This window comes from Nostoc sp. DedQUE12b, from assembly GCF_034530835.1.
GTDB lineage: Bacteria > Cyanobacteriota > Cyanobacteriia > Cyanobacteriales > Nostocaceae > Nostoc.
In genome coordinates, this window is sequence record NZ_JAVRCI010000022.1 from 65,705 (window position 1) to 82,640 (window position 16,936).

16 protein-coding genes and 1 tRNA gene are annotated in these 16,936 nt (G+C 41.3%); 9 read left to right on the forward strand and 8 right to left on the reverse strand.

Annotation, left to right across the window (positions count from 1 at the left end; all coding sequences use genetic code 11):
* Positions 1-51 precede the first annotated feature (51 nt).
* The 4 genes from RMY16_RS13760 to RMY16_RS13775 form a co-directional block, all read right to left on the reverse strand.
* Complete coding sequence (locus tag RMY16_RS13760; protein ID WP_322736825.1) at positions 52-597, reverse strand: dihydrofolate reductase family protein; 546 nt, start codon at positions 595-597, stop codon at positions 52-54.
* A 145-nt stretch (positions 598-742) separates the two neighbouring features.
* Entirely contained in the window at positions 743-997 is a 255-nt protein-coding gene (locus RMY16_RS13765; RefSeq protein WP_322736826.1) for a TIGR03643 family protein, read from the reverse strand.
* A gap of 45 nt (positions 998-1,042) precedes the next feature.
* The gene (locus RMY16_RS13770) at positions 1,043-2,845 is read right to left on the reverse strand and encodes an ABC transporter ATP-binding protein (protein WP_322736827.1); all 1,803 of its coding nucleotides are present in this window, start codon (positions 2,843-2,845) and stop codon (positions 1,043-1,045) included.
* On the reverse strand, positions 2,842-4,620 hold the full coding sequence (locus tag RMY16_RS13775) for an ABC transporter ATP-binding protein (RefSeq protein WP_322736828.1): 1,779 nt from the start codon (positions 4,618-4,620) through the stop codon (positions 2,842-2,844). The genes RMY16_RS13770 and RMY16_RS13775 overlap by 4 nt, the downstream gene beginning before the upstream one ends.
* A 212-nt stretch (positions 4,621-4,832) precedes the next feature.
* On the opposite strand from RMY16_RS13775, the gene RMY16_RS13780 reads away from it, so the two are divergent.
* A complete protein-coding gene (locus RMY16_RS13780) occupies positions 4,833-5,894 on the forward strand; it encodes an L-histidine N(alpha)-methyltransferase (RefSeq protein ID WP_322736829.1) in 1,062 nt (353 codons plus the stop codon).
* Positions 5,895-6,252: 358 nt separating this feature from the next.
* Here RMY16_RS13780 and RMY16_RS13785 read toward each other — a convergent pair whose 3' ends face one another.
* The gene (locus tag RMY16_RS13785; protein WP_099103575.1) at positions 6,253-6,465 is read right to left on the reverse strand and encodes a type II toxin-antitoxin system HicB family antitoxin; all 213 of its coding nucleotides are present in this window, start codon (positions 6,463-6,465) and stop codon (positions 6,253-6,255) included.
* Positions 6,449-6,715: a type II toxin-antitoxin system HicA family toxin gene (locus RMY16_RS13790; RefSeq protein WP_322736830.1), complete on the reverse strand. Its 267-nt coding sequence runs from the start codon at positions 6,713-6,715 to the stop codon at positions 6,449-6,451. The genes RMY16_RS13785 and RMY16_RS13790 overlap by 17 nt, the downstream gene beginning before the upstream one ends.
* A 525-nt stretch (positions 6,716-7,240) precedes the next feature.
* Between RMY16_RS13790 and RMY16_RS13795 the strand changes: the two genes are divergently transcribed.
* A complete protein-coding gene (locus RMY16_RS13795) occupies positions 7,241-8,011 on the forward strand; it encodes a pentapeptide repeat-containing protein (protein ID WP_322736831.1) in 771 nt (256 codons plus the stop codon).
* A 60-nt stretch (positions 8,012-8,071) separates the two neighbouring features.
* Positions 8,072-8,695: a TenA family protein gene (locus RMY16_RS13800; protein WP_322736832.1), complete on the forward strand. Its 624-nt coding sequence runs from the start codon at positions 8,072-8,074 to the stop codon at positions 8,693-8,695.
* Between the two features lie 257 nt (positions 8,696-8,952).
* Here the strand turns inward: RMY16_RS13800 and RMY16_RS13805 are convergent, their stop codons facing one another.
* Positions 8,953-10,557, reverse strand: coding sequence for an iron uptake porin (locus RMY16_RS13805; RefSeq protein WP_322736833.1), 1,605 nt, complete (start codon positions 10,555-10,557; stop codon positions 8,953-8,955).
* Positions 10,558-10,961: 404 nt separating this feature from the next.
* Here RMY16_RS13805 and RMY16_RS13810 point away from each other — a divergent pair, with 404 nt between their 5' ends.
* From RMY16_RS13810 to RMY16_RS13835, 6 genes are all read left to right on the forward strand, one after another.
* On the forward strand, positions 10,962-11,903 hold the full coding sequence (locus tag RMY16_RS13810; RefSeq protein WP_416211667.1) for a metal ABC transporter substrate-binding protein: 942 nt from the start codon (positions 10,962-10,964) through the stop codon (positions 11,901-11,903).
* 93 nt (positions 11,904-11,996) lie between these two features.
* Positions 11,997-12,773 (forward strand): metal ABC transporter ATP-binding protein, encoded by a 777-nt coding sequence (locus RMY16_RS13815; protein ID WP_322736834.1) that lies wholly within the window; start codon positions 11,997-11,999, stop codon positions 12,771-12,773.
* Positions 12,774-12,784: 11 nt separating this feature from the next.
* The gene (locus RMY16_RS13820) at positions 12,785-13,654 is read left to right on the forward strand and encodes a metal ABC transporter permease (protein WP_322736835.1); all 870 of its coding nucleotides are present in this window, start codon (positions 12,785-12,787) and stop codon (positions 13,652-13,654) included.
* A gap of 74 nt (positions 13,655-13,728) precedes the next feature.
* Positions 13,729-13,801, forward strand: a tRNA-Phe gene (locus RMY16_RS13825).
* A 168-nt stretch (positions 13,802-13,969) separates the two neighbouring features.
* Positions 13,970-14,659, forward strand: a complete 690-nt coding sequence (locus RMY16_RS13830) for a Uma2 family endonuclease (protein WP_322736846.1) — start codon at positions 13,970-13,972, stop codon at positions 14,657-14,659.
* A gap of 142 nt (positions 14,660-14,801) precedes the next feature.
* On the forward strand, positions 14,802-15,188 hold the full coding sequence (locus RMY16_RS13835; protein ID WP_322736836.1) for a hypothetical protein: 387 nt from the start codon (positions 14,802-14,804) through the stop codon (positions 15,186-15,188).
* 41 nt (positions 15,189-15,229) lie between these two features.
* On the opposite strand, the gene RMY16_RS13840 is transcribed toward RMY16_RS13835, so the two are convergent.
* Positions 15,230-16,573, reverse strand: coding sequence for a lipid-A-disaccharide synthase (locus tag RMY16_RS13840; RefSeq protein ID WP_322736837.1), 1,344 nt, complete (start codon positions 16,571-16,573; stop codon positions 15,230-15,232).
* Positions 16,574-16,936: the final 363 nt, after the last annotated feature.

Sequence of the window (16,936 nt, forward strand, 5' to 3'; positions counted from 1 at the left end):
TTCGTAATTCGTAATTCGTAATTCGTAATTCGTAGATAGCATCATTAAGAATTACGAATTATTTTCAAGATTACTTTTTCGCCTATAATGCGCTTGCAGTAAACCACTTGGATATTGTTTTGAGTTAATCAGCTCCAATTTTTCTTCAGGGGTAGGTGGTGGGAAAAGATATATACCGCCACCTAAGATAGTTGGAATAATTGAAATAATATATTCGTCAATCAAGCTGTGCTGAAGAAACGAATTGATTAATTTTCCGCCACCAACTAGCCAGATATTTTTAAAACCTTGAGCCTCTATATTAGCTAACGCCTGTTTTACTGGGTCAGAAATAAACACAACGTCCTCACGATCAGATTGGAGACGACGCTGGGTGAATACGAAAGATTTTTTTTCTGGATAAGGCCATTGATCAAAACCCAGCCCTACTTCATACGTCTTGCTACCTAAGACGATCGCATCAATCGATTCGTAAAAATCAGTGTAACCGTAGTCTTCATCTTCTGTATCAAGGAGGGATAGCCAATCAATTCCGCCATCGCTGCGAGCAATGTAGCCATCCAAACTAGCTGCAATGTAGAGTGTAACTTTCGTCATTGTGCTTGTGAATTTGGTAGTTTTCACTCAATGAGTACAAGCGATGCCTGTGGCAACGCGAAGCGCGATCGCAGGCTTATTTTTTATACAGCATTTTAGCCCTTGATGGTTTATATGACAAAAGAGCAATCGCTTACCTAATTACTTAGGTTTTTTGATTATGCGATTTAAACCGACCTGTAATAAATTCTCGCTGAGATAAATGCTTCGTATTGCGTTTGGTAACTCGTTCTCGCCACATCTTGAAACTAGATTCTTTCATTTCGCGCCTCATTATGGCGATTACCTGTTTCTCCAGTAGCCCAAACTGAGCCTCAATAGCATCAAAAGATGTTCTATCTTCCCATGCCATTTCAATGATGCGATCTATGGTTTCCGAATCTAGGTTAGGGAGCTTCATTTTTTTGTTAGCAATTAGTAAATTTGAGCTATGTATCTATATATTTTACTTTTCGTTTTGAAGAACCATTGTGTCTGCTGCACCCAGTTGCAGAGCATAAAGGTTGGCATAAACACCTTGCTGATTAACGAGTTCGGCGTGAGTACCTTGTTCTACAATTTGTCCCTGCTGAATTACTAAAACCTGATCTGCCTGCGTAACTGTACTGAGGCGGTGGGCAATTACGAAACTGGTACGACCTTGAAGCAAACGAGCGATCGCACTTTGTACTAGTGCTTCTGTGCGGGTGTCAATACTGCTGGTGGCTTCATCAAGAATCAGAATTTGGGGATTAATTAATACCGCACGAGCAATACTGATTAGTTGTCGCTGTCCTTGGCTCAGAGGCGCTCCCCGTTCACCTAATTGAGTTGTATAACCCTGTGGTAGTGAGGTAATGAACTCATGCACATTTGCCAGTTGTGCAGCTGCTTCAATATCAGCTTGGGTGGCGTAAGGAGCGCCAAAAGCTATATTTTCGGCAACAGTACCAGTGAACAAAATATTATCTTGCAGGACAATGCCAATTTGACGGCGCAGACTTGCTTGAGTCACGCTACGCACATCAATATTATCAATTTTCACCGCACCGCTTGATACATCATAGAAGCGCAAAATCAAGTTAATAATTGTACTTTTTCCTGAACCGGTTGGCCCGACTAATGCAACCATCTGTCCTGGATAAGCGTGTAAATTCACGCCTTTGAGAACCAGTTGATCTGGATTGTAGCCAAATTTGACATTCTCGAATGTCACCTCACCTTGAATAGGCGGCATTTCTGTGGCATCGGGTGCATCTTTGAGTACTGATGGTTCATCTAATAGTAGAAATATTCGCTCTAATCCGGCGAAAGCAGATTGAGCTTGAGTATAAAACTGACTAAGAATTTGGATAGGGCGGAAGAACTGCTGGACATAAAGTAAAAAGGATGTCACTACACCTACTGTTACAACTCCTGTTACCGCCAGATAACCGCCATAGGCTAGTACGCCTGCGGTTGCTAATGTGTTTAGAAAATCGATCGAGGGTAAAAAAGCTGAAGTAATTGCCACAGCCTCAACGTTGGCATCTCTATTGGCGGCGTTAAGAACGTCGAATTCTTTGATATTCATCTGTACGCGATTAAATGCTTGCGCTTCTCGCACGCTGCCAATATCTTCTTCTAACTTGGCAGAAAGCTCCCCAATAGTTTGTCGGGTGACGCGAAATCTGACTCTTGCCCAACGTGCAAATAAACTTGTGGTAAAAATCATCAGTGGCACAACTAGATTGCTCAATAAACCAAGTTGCAGGTTGATTGAGAGCATGGCAATTACAATGCCCACCAAACTGAAAGTATTGCCCAGCATTTGGGCGATCGTCAATCCAAATGCTTGATTCACGGTGTTGACATCATTCAGCAATCGGCTCATTAAATCGCCTGCTTCGCTGCGATCGAAAAAGCTGAGTGGCAGACTTTGGATTTTAATGAAAATATCTTGCCTCAATTGAGCCAGCAATCGCTGCATAATCCAGCCGACTCGAATAATTTGACCCCGAATTGCTAAAACACTAAGTCCATAGTTCAGCCCTAGTAGTCCTAACAACAGCAGCAGTCCTTGCAAATTACCTTGTGCAATCAGATGATCGATCGACCAGCCGAGAAAGAATGGCCCAACGGCCTGAGTTATGGCACCAATTAATACTAATGTCAGGGCGATGGGAATTTCTTTGCGATAAAGTAGTACGTATTGTAAAAAGCGCCGCAGGGTGGAAAGTTGCTGACTCGCGTTTTCCTCAGATGCAACAACGGGAATAGTGCCTCTCATTTTTTCTCCTTCGGCTTTACCTGAGATTCCAAAATCACACCGTAGAGTGGACTGGTTTGCATCAATTCTTCGTGAGTGCCTTGTGCTACCAAACGTCCTTTATCCATGAGAAAAATGCGGTCGGCATTTTTCACGGTGCTAATACGTTGAGCTACTACAAAGGTTGTACAAGCTTTTTGACGCATTAAACCATCTAGTTCGGCTTGAATTTGGGCAGCAGTTTTGGCATCTACAGCCGAGGTACTATCGTCTAAAATCAGAATGCTGTAATCGGTTAGTAAGGTACGAGCGATCGCAATTCGCTGCTTTTGTCCACCAGATAAACCCACGCCCCGTTCACCCACAATCGTCTCGTAGCCATCGGCTAGACCGCTAATAAAATCGTGCATTTGGGCGGTTTTCGCAACTTCAATCACTTGCTCTAAGGTGGCATCAGGTTTGGCATAGGCAATATTTTCGCGGATTGTGCCAGAAAAGAGGGTGGTTTCCTGAAACACAATACCAATATGCGATCTGAGGCTTTTGAGTGTAAAACTTTTTATATCTCGTCCGTCAATGCGAACTGCTCCCTTGGTGACATCGTAAAAGCGGGGAATCAGGTTCATGATTGTGCTTTTTCCTGAACCAGTCATTCCGAGAACGGCGATTAGCTCGTTAGGCTTGGTTTCAAAGGATACTTCTTTGAGAGTTTCGGTTGTCGCTCCGGGATAGCGAAAGGAAACATTTTCAAAGGTAATTCTACCACCACAGATGTCAAAGGGGACAGCACCAGGGCGATCGCGAATTTCTACCTCTGCATCTACAACTTCGTAGACACGTTCGGCGGAAGCTGCTGCTTGAGCGATCGCGGGTGCGGCAAATCCAATCAACAAAATCGGTTGGAGAATCAACGCTAGGTAGGAGTTAAACGCCACCAGCTCGCCAATGGAAAATCTGCGCCCAATCACCTGCGCTCCCCCGTAGGCGAAAACTGCCAGTGTTACCAAATTACTCAGCAAGAATATCAAGGGGAAGGTATCGCGGATGGCGCTAATGGTCTTCATGTTTGCCTTGACTAGGCCATCATTGAGAGTTGTGTAACGCGACCTTTCGGTTGACTCCCGCACAAAGGCTTTTACTACGCGGATTCCTAGCAAGTTCTCTTGCAATATAGCATTGAGGTTGCTCAGTTGCTCTTGTACTTGCCGAAAAAGTTTGTTATTTCGGCTGACGAATCGTGCCATTAACCATGCGGTTATCGGCACTGCTGTTAGGCTAATCAGTGCTAATTGCCAGTTCATCACCAGCAAAACCATCGAAATACTCACCAATGTCACAACTGAACTGACGACCTGAATTAAACTAGTACCAACAAAGGTACGAATTTGTTCAATGTCGCTGGTGACACGGGTTAGGAGTTGGGAAGTCTGCGCCTGGTCATGAAAGCTGAAACTGAGATTTTGAATTTTGCTGAAAATTTTGTTTCGCAGGTCATAAGCAACACCCTGAGACGCTGCTTCTGCTAAATAGCTTTGTCCAAAGTTAAATACACCACGAGCGATCGCGGCAACTACCATCCAGGCGGCGCTATACAGCACAATTTGGAGATTTTTTGGCGTGATTCCCTCATCAATTCCCCACCGAAATAGTTGTGGAGTGAGTGCGTTGGCGATCGTCAACAGCAACAGGCTGACCAATGCTCCAAGCGAAGTCCATCGGTAAGTGCTTAAACTTTTAAGCACGCGCTGGGTTGCCTTTATCGACGAAGTTTCCTGGAGTTCTGGTTGCTGTACCACTGCAATTCACCCCTGTATCATTGGAAAATTATCGTACTTTGATTGTAAAAAAACAATTGACCATTTGATAGTGGCGAATGTGAAATATAGAGTACCTCTCTTGTTTGTGGTGCAAATTCCAGGTTTTGGGACGGTGGCATGGGAGAATACATTTTTAGCAAGCATTGCGGCTAATCAATTTCCAGACCGAAGAAAACCAAAGAACAAGAATAATGGCTCAAAATTTTCATCGTAATTCCCAACTTCCCTGTGATATTTCACCTGCTATCAGTCGCACAGCAAAGCCAAGTTCTGAGTTCTACTCTCTTTTTTCTGAAGAAGAAGTTTCAGGGATAATTCATGCATTAGAAGTCAGACGAGAAATCCCTCTCAAGTATTCTTATAAAGGAAGAGGTGCAAAAATTTGGAACGATTTTTATCTGAAACACGCTATTCCTAGATGGTATGGAAGAGCAAATGTAGAAATTGACCTTTTAAAAGAAAATTTTAAATACCTGAATAGTAATATAAAAGCTGGCGATAGAGTAAATATTATCGACGTTGGTGCAGGTAATTCATATCCAGTTAAAAAGTTTATCCGCAAACTAAATCAATTAAAAAAGGTTAACAAATATATTGCTTTAGATATTAGCGAAGAATTGCTTCATGTCTCCAAAAGTAATTTCAAAAAATGGTTTCCATTAATCGATTTTCTCAGTTCCACAATTGATATAGAAAGTAGTTGTGTACCCAAAATTTTATTCCAAAATCAAGATAGCCTTGAAATTGACGACACAGCCAAAATATTTTTACACTTAGGTGTTACCATTGGAAATCATCAAAATAGAGATGAGGTGTTCAAAAACTTTAGAGATAGCATGGGAAAAAATGATCTTTTAGTATTTACTAACGAGACTGGTTCTAACTCTACATGGGATGGAATAGTTAGAGGTGGCTGCAAGTATCATGTAGAAGAAGTATATGGATGGGTTAAAAAGAAGATTGGGATAAAATCTGAAGATTGCGAACTAGTGAGAAAATATGATTTAAAAACAGATAGTATTGTTGCTAATCTGAAACTACGTCATGATTACACTATAAATTTTAGTCGAATGGGTGTAGATAAAAATATTGAAATCTCTAAAGGTGAAGAGATTACTATTTGGCGACATCACAAGTATGAAATACCTAAACTATTGCAAGAGCTAGAACGTTCTGGACTACAACTTATTCACTATACTACTAACAAATATAAATCACATATTATGGTAATTTGTAAGGTTGCCAGTAACTAAGTTTTTCACTTAAAGAATGTTTGAAAAGTTATGATTAATGTATCAAATATTCTTTTACCCCACCCTAACCCTCCCCTTATAAAGGGGAGGGAACCGGATTTTCTTGTTTACCCCCAATATATCGGGGGAATTAAGGGGGGTAATTCGACTTGTGGTACAAGCATTTGATCTGAAGTTGACAATAATGGGCAATACTATGTACCCATTCAAATGAGAATCGCTATAACTTAGATACTATAATGGCAGCCAGTAGAAATTTTTAGGTCTTTTAGCGAAAATTTTTCCGAACCGTATCTAATGTGGTATTAAATATTTCTGATGGTGCTAAAAAATCAGTTTAACTTGCTTTGTGTATCAATTAAATATACATCAAACGTGGTCTAGGCTCAGGAACTGGACGCCCCAAATCTTTAGCAGTTTCTATCCATTCCTGCACAACTAATTCTACATTATGCAGTGCTTCTTGATAAGTATCACCATCAGCAGCACAGCCTGATAACTCTGGAACTTCAGCAATAAAAGCTCGATCTAATTCACTCCAGTAGAGAATAATTTCATACCGAAACATCATTTTTACTTCCTAGCTTATATTTGAGAATCACTGCCCGTACTTGTTTAATTTGATAGCTTTTGGCTTTTCCTTTTTTATGTTGCAGGTTCAATATCTCCTCAATATCAGCTTTGACAAAAATACGATGATCGCCACGAATCCGTTCTTCAAAGCCTAGTGTATATAAAAGTTGCCACAGTTGGGCGAAGGGGATATCTGTATCAGAAGTCCCAGAGAGAATTTTTTCTAAGAGTTTGTCTTGCTGACTCACGTTTTTCTGACTGCCTTAATGTTTCTATAGTCTCATATTTATTTAAAATCAGGGTATCCAAAAGCAAATCTATCATTTTGCTCTTGAGTTAAAGCATCCCTGATGACAATGACTAGTCCAGTTATAGGGCAAACTTTAGGCTTGGATACTGTTCTACTAATTGACTTGATTTTAAAAAATACTAATTATTTGGATGTTACAGATGATTTTTTGGAAGCGATATTTTGCAGTGAGTTTAATTTTGTAACATCAGTTTCGCCTGTAGTAAAGTGTATCATTTATCTTGACGAATGATGCTCATTTACCCTTGTTACTGGGGTTATCAATCTTAATATCGGCTCAATTTATACTTTTCCGACTTTTCTATAATCCTTTAGCGTAAGGTTCCACAGGAAAGGTATCACCAATTTATAAGTGATGTAGGCAACTACAGAGGACAAATTATTGAGATTGCTCATATCATAATGCTGAGGTATAAATCCATCTCAGTCAATATTGATATTTAGTAAAAAATATTACACACAAATGAAAAACCAACTTCTGGGTGCAGTTGCATTTTTAACCACGATTAGTTTGACAACAACCGTACAAGCAGCAAATTCTGAACATGTTAAACAGTTATTAGCAACCAAACAATGTCAAAACTGTGATTTGACGAGTGCAGGTTTAGTGATGGCTGACTTATCTGGAGCCAATTTGAGCGGTGCTAATCTCACAGGTGCTAACCTCAGCCGTGCAAACTTGAGCGGTGCAGATTTGCGGGGTGCAAACTTAAGTGGCGCGAGTTTATTTGGCGTTAACCTGAGCGAAGCTAAATTTAATGGGGCAAATTTGACGGGTGCTGATTTGAGAAATACTTATTTAGCAAATGCAGAACTAACTGGCGCTTACTTGAATGGGACTAACTTTCAAGGTGCAGTTGCGATACCATCACAAATTGCTTCACCAGCAGATTTTTATGCTTTGGGTGTAGCAGAAGGGCAAAAAGGCAACCAACAGCAAGCAATCAGTTATTTTAATCAAGCGATCGCAATTAAACCAGAATATGCGGATGCTTATCTCGCTCGTGGTGTCGCTCGTTACCAAGTACTAGATAGACAAGGTGCATTCCAAGATGCTCAAGTTGCCCAAAAATTGTTTACATCCCAAAACAACAGTACTGGAACCCTAACAGCCCAAGCTTTTATAAAAGAACTGCAAACACCCGTCAATGAGAAGGTAAGTACTGGTAAGCCCAACTTCGTTGACTTTTTGGGAAGTATTGGCTCAGTCTTGCTCCAGTTCTTCCCTTTTTAAAGGAGATAATAACAGTTGACAAATACTTCGGCTTCGCTCAGTACAAGTGACAAATGACAAATGACTTTATCTAACGAATTATGGGCAGCAAATCAAGACTTAGCCCAAGCTTGCCTAGAACATCCTTTCGTTCAAGGTATTGGCGATGGTACTCTTGAGCGAGCTAAATTTGCTTACTACGTAGGGCAAGATGCTTTTTTCTTAGAAGCTTTTGCCCGTGCCTACAGTATCGCCGCAGCTAAAGCACCAGACTGGTTAGGTTTCACCACATTTCATAATTTAGCTAGTGGAGTTTTAGAAGAACTACGGTTGCATAGTGCCTATGCTTCAGAGTGGGGAGTCAATTTGTATGCTGTAGAACCTGCATCTGCCACCCGCCGCTATACTGATTTTTTGTTAGCAACTGCTTGGAGCAAAGATGTGGGTTTAACTGCTGCGGCGATGTCTCCTTGTATGCGTTTGTATGCCTTTTTAGGAGAAAAATTGGCTTGTAACGGTATTTCTAATCATCAATATGCAGACTGGATTCGTACTTATAGCAGCGCAGATTTTCAGCCACTAACACAACAATTAGAAAATTTGGTTGACAATTATGCCGCTACTGATTCTGTTGTGCATTCAACTTATCGTTATGCGATGTTTTGTGAACGCGACTTTTTTCAAGCTGCGTGGATGTTCAGTTGAGCAAATTCATATCGAGCAACTTTTTTGACTTTTCCTAACTGTCAAACTCGCGTTGTTTTCAGATATAGCACAAGCCTTGGTGGTTAGGACATTAACAGATGATAAAACTTAGACACAACAAGACTTTTCACCCAATCCCCAGTCACTAGTCCCTTGCTATATCAAGCTGGGTAAAAATGCTAAGTTCTATTTTTAAACCTATACACAAAAAAAGACGCAAATTTATCTTTTGCGTCTTCTTTTAAGATTTTAAAAAATTAGAAACTAAATGTAGTTCTCAATGCACCAATAACAACATCATCATTAGTGTCGTTATGATCTGGAGATGTTAACCAGATGACTCCAGGAGTAATGGTGATGTTGTCACTCAGTTTATACTGGTAGAACGCCTCAAGATGATAGGATGTATCAGGATCGCTATCCAACCCTGCGATGTCAGAACTTGTCACTTTCGGCTCCATACCAGCAATGATACCTGCTAAGTTACCTTTTTTACCGAGGTCAGGGAAGCCCAAGGTGACAGCATAGTTCCAAATATCAACGTCTCCACGGGTTCCTCTCAAGCTTTGGCTGTTGGTGTATCCAGCCCAACCACCCAAGACGATATTATCAGTAATGCCAATGGATGCTTGGACGCCGTAAGAATTACTGGAAAATCCTACTTGCTCTTCTGGTAAACCCTGGATAGCTGCTATATCCTGGAAAGTGGCGGCATTGCTACCTGTGAGTAGTGGTTGATTGTAAGAATTGATGTAAGTTAAACCGATAGAAATGCGATCGCTTGGTTTAACTGTCAACTGTGCCAACGCACCATAAGAACCATTGAACAAACCATTATTGAGTGTAGGGTTATTAGCTGTACCACTCAAATACCCTAGACTTAATGCCAATTTTTCGCTGAACTCGTATGTTACTCCCAACCCCGCACCATTTATTTGGTTATAAATTGGGTTACGTGTACCAAAGGTAGACAAAGCACCAAAAGCACCATCACCATCAAAAAGATTGACAGTGCTGGTAAGGTCGTCTGCTGCACCTGCATTAGCAATAGCAACAACCTCTGTTTTTTCACCCAAGGGAAATCTGTAAAACAGTGCATCGATCGCAGCATCAGTAGTACCATCCTCGCCAGTAAAAAATAAGTTCCCCTCTGGCGTACCAATGTTAGGGCTGAGAATATTATTAGCTTGGATTCTCGTGAACAGCGTATCTTTCCCTGTGAAACTGGTTACTAATTCTAGCCGTGCCCGTACCCCTAAAGTTGTATTCTCGTCTGTAATTTCTGCACCGTTGACTGTATTTCCTGACAAGACATCGCTAACAACTGCAACAACTTGTCCTTGCAATTTAGTTGTAGTTGAGAACTGATTCGCCTCCAATTCAGCAGTTCGCGCTTCTACTGCATCCACACGACCTCGCAGTGTCGCCAGTTCTGCGGAAAAATCTTCTTGCAACTTTTGTAATGTGGCTAAATCTTGTTTACTAACTAAATCGCCAGTAGCCGTAGCAATAAGTTCGTTAACGCGATCTAGACAAGCATTCAAACCAGCAGCAAACTCATATCGTGTTAATGCCCGATTACCCCGATAAGTGCTATTTGGGTATCCTGCAATACAGCCATACCGCTCAACCAAGGACTGCAATGCTTGGAATGCCCAGTCAGTGGGTTGTACATCGGAAAATTGAGATACAGAGGTAACTTGCCCTATGTTCTGATCTTTTGTGTCTGGATTAGCCAAAACTTGCGGTTGATTGATTTCAGACTTATCCGATGTTTCACCTGCAAATGTAGCAGTATTAACAAATAGCATGACACCGCAGACTGCTGGACTAACTAACAGATATTTCCAAAATTTTTGCATTTTTCTCCTCACACTGATCTTCGATTCACACCCAAACCGCATTTTTTTAACGGGTATTTTATGACAATATTTGTCAGCAATCTTATCAGAAGTAAGCAACCTTTTTAACAAAAAAAGTCAAGAAATCCTAATTATTTAGGGAAAACTAAATTGCAGAGGGCTGTACCGTCTGAAAAAGTTTTGTTGTTACTCATTACACAGTAAACCCAGAATGATATTATGTACTGAAAATGAGAATGAGAATTATTATAGTATAAAATTTAGAATACTTCCCATTGTCAATAGCGATGATGACAGAGGTAGAGCAAGCATCCGTTTTGAGGAAAAATATCGTGATTGTGAATTGTAGAGAAATTAGAAAAGGCAGGCAAAGAAGCGGCATCTTGCCCATAATTACTCTGCTAATGTTGTCGATGGCTACTGGGTGTAGCCAATCGAATCCAAATCAGGGAACAACTTCCGAACAGTCGCCGCAAGCACAAGAAGCTGCTTCAATCCCACAGGCGCAGTCGGGAAAAACTAAAGTAGTAGCGACATTTTTGCCGATATATTTGTTTACTAAGGCAGTAGCTGGGGATGTGGCAGATGTAGAAATTGTAGTGCCACCTGGTACGGAGGTACATGAATACCAAGCGACACCAGGAAATGTCAAAGCGATCGCTACTGCTAAGGTGTTAGTAAAAAATGGTTTAGGCTTGGAGGAATTTCTGGAAGGTACTGTCAAAAATGCCCAAAATCCCAAATTAGCTGAAATTGATGCAAGTATTGGTATTAAACCCTTAAATGAAATTTCACCCGTTGTCAAAACGACGCCAGATGAAAAAGACCACGAACATAGTCAGGGTAATCCTCACGTTTGGTTAGATCCAGTTTTAGCAAAACAGCAGGTAACAAATATTCGAGATGGATTAATTGCTGCCGATCCGAGGAACAAAGCTACTTACGAAGCAAATGCTACAGCTTATATTAAAGAATTAGAAAGTTTAAACAGTGAATTTCAACAGACTTTGCAGAAAAATCCCAGTTGTACCTTTATTACCTTTCATGATGCGTTTCCATATTTAGCCAAACGCTATAACCTCAAGCAAGTTGCTGTGGTGCAAATTCCCGAAGATCAACTTTCACCAACAGATGTCCAAAATGCCGTCAACGCTGTGAAAAAATACAAAGTTAAAGCTTTATTTAGCGAACCAGGAGTAGATAATAAACTGCTGAACAGCCTCTCTAAAGACTTGAAATTAAATTTGCGTACTCTGGATTCTCTAGAAACTGGCGAAACAGACCCACAGCATTATTTCAAGGCAATGAAAGCTAATTTGCAAACTCTGGAAATATCGTGTAAATAGATTAGTCATTTGTCAGTTGTCCTTTGTCCTTTGACCAATGAGCAACGACCAATAACTAATGACCAATGACCAATGACCAATGACCAATAACTAATGACTAATGACATTCCTATTTTGAAAGTAGAAGGATTAACTGTTTATCAAGGCAGTTATCTAGCTGTTCGAGATGTTTCCTTTGAATTATTACCAGGGACAGATACAGCCATTGTTGGCCCCAATGGTGCTGGTAAAAGTACCCTGGTAAAAGCAGTGTTAGATTTGCTACCTCGAATTGCTGGGACGATTGAAATATTAGGTCGTCCAATTTCCAGATTGGGGCATTTACGCCACACGTTGGGCTATATGCCACAAAACTTTATTTTTGACCGGAGCTTTCCTATTTCTGTCAGCGAATTAGTCGGACTGGGATGGACTAAGGAAGGGAAAAAAAAGAATTCATTGTTTTCCAAGCTGTGGAGACAAGACCGGGAAAAATCGGCAGCAGTAACAGAAGCTTTACGGCGAACTGATGCTTATCATTTACAGCATCAAGCTATTGGTACTCTTAGTGGCGGTCAACTGAAGCGGGTTTTGTTGGCTTATTGTTTGGTAATGCCTCGGAAACTCTTGGTACTGGATGAAGCTTTTGCTGGTGTTGATGTGCAAGGTGCAGCAGATTTTTACGCTTTGCTAAATGAATTAAAACGAGAGGAAGGTTGGACAGTATTACAAGTTTCTCACGATATTGATATGGTAAATCGGCATTGCGATCGCGTGCTTTGCCTGAACCAAAGCATTGTCTGTACTGGTAAGCCAGAAATTGCCCTTTCGCCGCAAAACCTGTTAGCAACCTACGGCCCAGGTTTCAGCCGCTACCAGCACCAACATTAATACTCATAAGTATGAATTTCTTCAATGATTGTCAGATAACTTGGCTTGCGATCGCTAGTAGTAATGACTTGCTAGAGTTGTTACAACTTGCCTCAATACAGCGTGCATTTATGGGTGCTGCCTTGATGGGAGTACTTGGCGGGATGTTGGGTAGTTTTGTCACCTTGCGCCAGTTGTCATTTTTCAGCCACGCGGTTGGTCATGCAGCATTGGTAGGTGTAGCGTTAGGTGTGCTGCTACAAATAAATCCTACTTGGATGCTGTTACCTTTTACCTTAGTTTTTGGGGTTATTGTCCTCTACTTTATCGACAAAACCGACTTAGCTAGCGATAGCATACTTAGCATCGTGCTATCTGGGGCATTAGCGATCGGTTTAATTCTCACGAGCCAAATTAAAGGATATCGTGGCAACTTGATGGCTGTACTGTTCGGGGATATTCTAGCGATCGACACCACAGATTTGATTTTGACGCTGCTAGTCCTTGTGGGAGGTAGCATATTTTTACTATCAACTCTGCGACAGCAAATTTTATTAACCCTTAACCCCGATGTAGCGCAAGTTCAAGGCGTTCCCGTTCAATTATACCGCTACGCTTTTGTGGTCTTGCTTTCACTCGCCGTTGCTGTGGCGATTAAAGCCGTCGGTGTTTTACTGGTAAACGCCTTTTTGGTCATTCCCGCCTCTACCGCCAAACTGATGAGTCACCACTTTAGCCGCTTTCTAGTCATGTCGGTGATCGTTGGTTCCATCAGCAGCATTGCTGGCATCGTTGTCTCAGGTATTTTCAACCTTGCTTCTGGGCCAAGTATTGTTCTTGTCCAGTTTCTCCTATTTGTAGCCGTTTTCGTCTGGTTTAAGTTGAGTTTGAAACCTGCATAACTATTTTTCTCCAAAGACTTGCTATATTCTTTTATCTTTGCTACATTGATTAATCGTGGCTCACAAAAGCCCCAGCCGGGATAGCTCAGTTGGTAGAGCAGAGGACTGAAAATCCTCGTGTCACCGGTTCAAGTCCGGTTCCTGGCATAGAATGCAGCGAAAAACACTTCTGACATATTGCATAAGCAAAAAAGTTGCCTGCAAGTTGTTTTTAGCTGGGGTGGAGAACGCTATTAGAATGCGTTCCTTCCCTACACCCTTGGCAAGTTGAATTTATCTATAATCAAAGAAACCGAAGCCACCGCGGTAATAGTCATGCTGTCAGAAAACCTTAAAGTCGTTGGGCTTCCAAGCACTGACGAACTAGCCTGCTCGGACGATATACCTGTGGATAATGAGGATCAAAATTTTCTGCCCAATATTCTACTGTTCTTATTAACCTCGATTTGGGCAACGCGCACCGATTGGTTTTTCGGCGTAGACATGGCAATCTACCACACGACAGGGGCTAATGCGAGAGTCCCCATAGTACCAGATGGGTTTCTGAGTTTGGGAGTCGATCGCAAAAAAGGTGGTAAATCGCGTAAAAGTTACGCTGTCTGGGAAGAAAATGAGGTAGTACCGATACTAACATTGGAGATGGTATCCCATTCCCCAGGAAGTGAATACGACGAAAAGTTAGAAATTTATCGAAAACTTGGCGTACTTTACTACATTATTTACAACCCCGAATATTGGCAACGCGATCGACACCAACCATTTGAAATTTACAAATTGGTAGATAAAAATTATCAATTACAAATTGGTGAACCCCATTGGATGCCAGAGGTTGGTTTAGGAATTGGACGACATCAAGGTGTTATTGGTGGAATTGGTCAGGAATTTCTATCTTGGTATGACGAACAAGGAAATCGGTATTTAACGGCAGAAGAAAAAGCAGAAAAGTTTGCACAGCATTTACGTTCTCTTGGTATCGACCCCGATAATTTACCTAGCAATCCGTAAATTAGGTTTGCTTCAAGCTAAAAAGCGGAAAGTTGTTAAGTAGTTGAAATCTTGTTAGCTTTTATGCTTAAAATTGCACAAGAGGTTTATTTAGCATCTACTCACAGCTAAAGTTGACCCTTTGCAGGACTAACCCCAAGCAATGCTGACTGAAATTTTTCCTTTCCGTTTTGAGTTAGACACGATCGCGATCGCTGGAGCGAGTTTGTGGTCATTGGCACTATATCTAGGTTTTTCCAAAGTCAATGAATGGGTAATCGAGCAACTCAATCGCTGGTTTAACTTTGCTGAGCGATCGCTCTACACCAGCAAATCAGAATTTGAAAAGACTCGTAAAGCCAGAGAATCCCAAAATGCTTTTTACGCCTCACTGTTTAGCATTGTGCCTTTTTTGGTAGTTGGCGCTTTATTTAACTGGGGTGTAGAACTCAGTTTAGGGCCTAGTTGGGGAATCAGCTTAGGTATACTTGCGTGTATTAGTTGTGGCATTTTTGAACTGGGACGCCGGAATGGAGAATCTTCAGATTAAGCCAGAGTAAAAATGAGGGAGATGTTGCTCCCATTACTCCCTCATCTCTCCTGCTTCTTAATTTCCTCACCAACAATCTGTGCTATCTTCTGCGCTGCACCGCTTTCACCGCGAATATTACGGAGTTTGGCGCGCATATCATCCAATTTTTCTGGATTCGCCAAAAAGTCTAAAACCATTTCCCCAACTTCTTGCGGTTGAAGTTTACCCATAAGTTCTGGAACTATCTCTTCCTGTGCCCAGATATTTGGCCATGCTAATAAACCTTTGCGTCTCACAAATCTCAGAAATGACCAATTAATCACCTTAGCGCATAGCGTACCGACTACTGGCAGATTTGCCAACAATCCAGGTAAACCATCCCAAGAACGCATAGCGTCAAGTTGCTGCGTTGGCAGTAAAACAATCATTGGCACTCCTAAAGCACCAAGTTCGGCAGTGTTTGCCCCCACCGTAGTCAAGCAGATACAGCACTGGGATAATAGGTGATATGCAGGGTTTTCTTGCCACAGTTCCACAGTTAAGCCCGTTGCAGTTTTGAGCAATGGCTTGCCTTGAGCATCCTCTGGGATAGTTAAGGAAGCACCGCCAAAGCCAAAGATTTCAGCAATAGAGTTCTTTTGGGGATTGGCAAAACTAGCTAAAGTTTGTAAATCCAAAGTTGGGGCTAGAGGAATTACAAATCTGGTTTGCGGTCTTTTTGCATGAACGTATTCGGCAATAGCTAAAGATAATGGTACTCCTTGGGCTAATTTTGCTGCTTTTGAACCAGGGAGTAAACCAATTAATTCAGTCTTTTGTCCTACGCTGTGGGAAGTCGCTGACGCGTTTATGTCATTAGTCATTTGTCCTTTGTCGTTTGCTAAGGACAAATGACCAATGACTAATGACTCTTGACTACTAGCTTCTACCATCAAATCACCGACAACAGTGAATTTGTGAGCATATTTTGCAGGAACTTTGGCTGCTACTTCGAGTTTCATCACGCCAAAGCGATCGATCCAGTTATGCCATCTGGCTTCCCATTCGGCGTAAACGACTGTGCGGTATCCGAGCTTTTTGCCTATAATCACTGGAAAAATTTGATCACCGCCCAAAAAAACGATAACACCGCAACTTCTCCAATCCCAATTTTCAAATGTTTTACCCCAAAGCAAAAATTGCCAAAAATGTTCTGCTCCCTGAACTCTATCTACTTCGGGGAAAGAAAGAGCGATCGCTGCTTCTTTACCACTGGCATTTGAGCAAGGTGACAATACCACAGAAATCCTCGTTAAAGAACGGTCATCCCCTAATTCTTGCCGCAACGCCTTTACTACTGGACGCACCCAGGTTGTTACTTCACCTGGGCCATTTGAAAGGATCAGAATATCTACTTGAGTCATTAGTCAAAAGGCAAATATTACCTAATTCGTTCTTATGTTATAGATATCTACTGTAGCTTGTTAGTGAGATTTGATAACCTCTTTAACATTGAATTTGCATAGATTCGGCAGTTATTTCATCGCCACTACTGTCACCTATATTATGACTATTGGCTTTCACATACCTTTAGTTGCTGTTATCAAATATTCCAAAGTTTTTGATTTTTAATACCTGTTTTACTAAAGAAAAACCGACCATTTTTAGGAACTGAAATATCGATAATTTTGTCTACTTTATTAAGGATAATATAACGATAAAGTTGATTATTATATTTTCTTTGAAGAAGTCAGAAGTCAGAATCAAGACGCTCGTGGCCTCGTTCG

What these genes read in the sequence shown, in the direction of transcription:
- RMY16_RS13835 (WP_322736836.1), top strand. Translation starts at nt 14,802, where the DNA reads ATGCTGACTGAAATTTTTCCTTTCCGTTTTGAGTTAGACACGATCGCG.
- RMY16_RS13760 (WP_322736825.1), bottom strand. Translation starts at nt 597, where the DNA reads ATGACGAAAGTTACACTCTACATTGCAGCTAGTTTGGATGGCTACATT.
- RMY16_RS13780 (WP_322736829.1), top strand. Translation starts at nt 4,833, where the DNA reads ATGGCTCAAAATTTTCATCGTAATTCCCAACTTCCCTGTGATATTTCA.
- RMY16_RS13770 (WP_322736827.1), bottom strand. Translation starts at nt 2,845, where the DNA reads ATGAGAGGCACTATTCCCGTTGTTGCATCTGAGGAAAACGCGAGTCAG.
- RMY16_RS13765 (WP_322736826.1), bottom strand. Translation starts at nt 997, where the DNA reads ATGAAGCTCCCTAACCTAGATTCGGAAACCATAGATCGCATCATTGAA.
- RMY16_RS13830 (WP_322736846.1), top strand. Translation starts at nt 13,970, where the DNA reads ATGCTGTCAGAAAACCTTAAAGTCGTTGGGCTTCCAAGCACTGACGAA.
- RMY16_RS13795 (WP_322736831.1), top strand. Translation starts at nt 7,241, where the DNA reads ATGAAAAACCAACTTCTGGGTGCAGTTGCATTTTTAACCACGATTAGT.
- RMY16_RS13840 (WP_322736837.1), bottom strand. Translation starts at nt 16,573, where the DNA reads ATGACTCAAGTAGATATTCTGATCCTTTCAAATGGCCCAGGTGAAGTA.
- RMY16_RS13800 (WP_322736832.1), top strand. Translation starts at nt 8,072, where the DNA reads ATGACTTTATCTAACGAATTATGGGCAGCAAATCAAGACTTAGCCCAA.
- RMY16_RS13820 (WP_322736835.1), top strand. Translation starts at nt 12,785, where the DNA reads ATGAATTTCTTCAATGATTGTCAGATAACTTGGCTTGCGATCGCTAGT.
- RMY16_RS13805 (WP_322736833.1), bottom strand. Translation starts at nt 10,557, where the DNA reads ATGCAAAAATTTTGGAAATATCTGTTAGTTAGTCCAGCAGTCTGCGGT.
- RMY16_RS13815 (WP_322736834.1), top strand. Translation starts at nt 11,997, where the DNA reads ATGACTAATGACATTCCTATTTTGAAAGTAGAAGGATTAACTGTTTAT.
- RMY16_RS13785 (WP_099103575.1), bottom strand. Translation starts at nt 6,465, where the DNA reads ATGATGTTTCGGTATGAAATTATTCTCTACTGGAGTGAATTAGATCGA.
- RMY16_RS13810 (WP_416211667.1), top strand. Translation starts at nt 10,962, where the DNA reads ATGTTGTCGATGGCTACTGGGTGTAGCCAATCGAATCCAAATCAGGGA.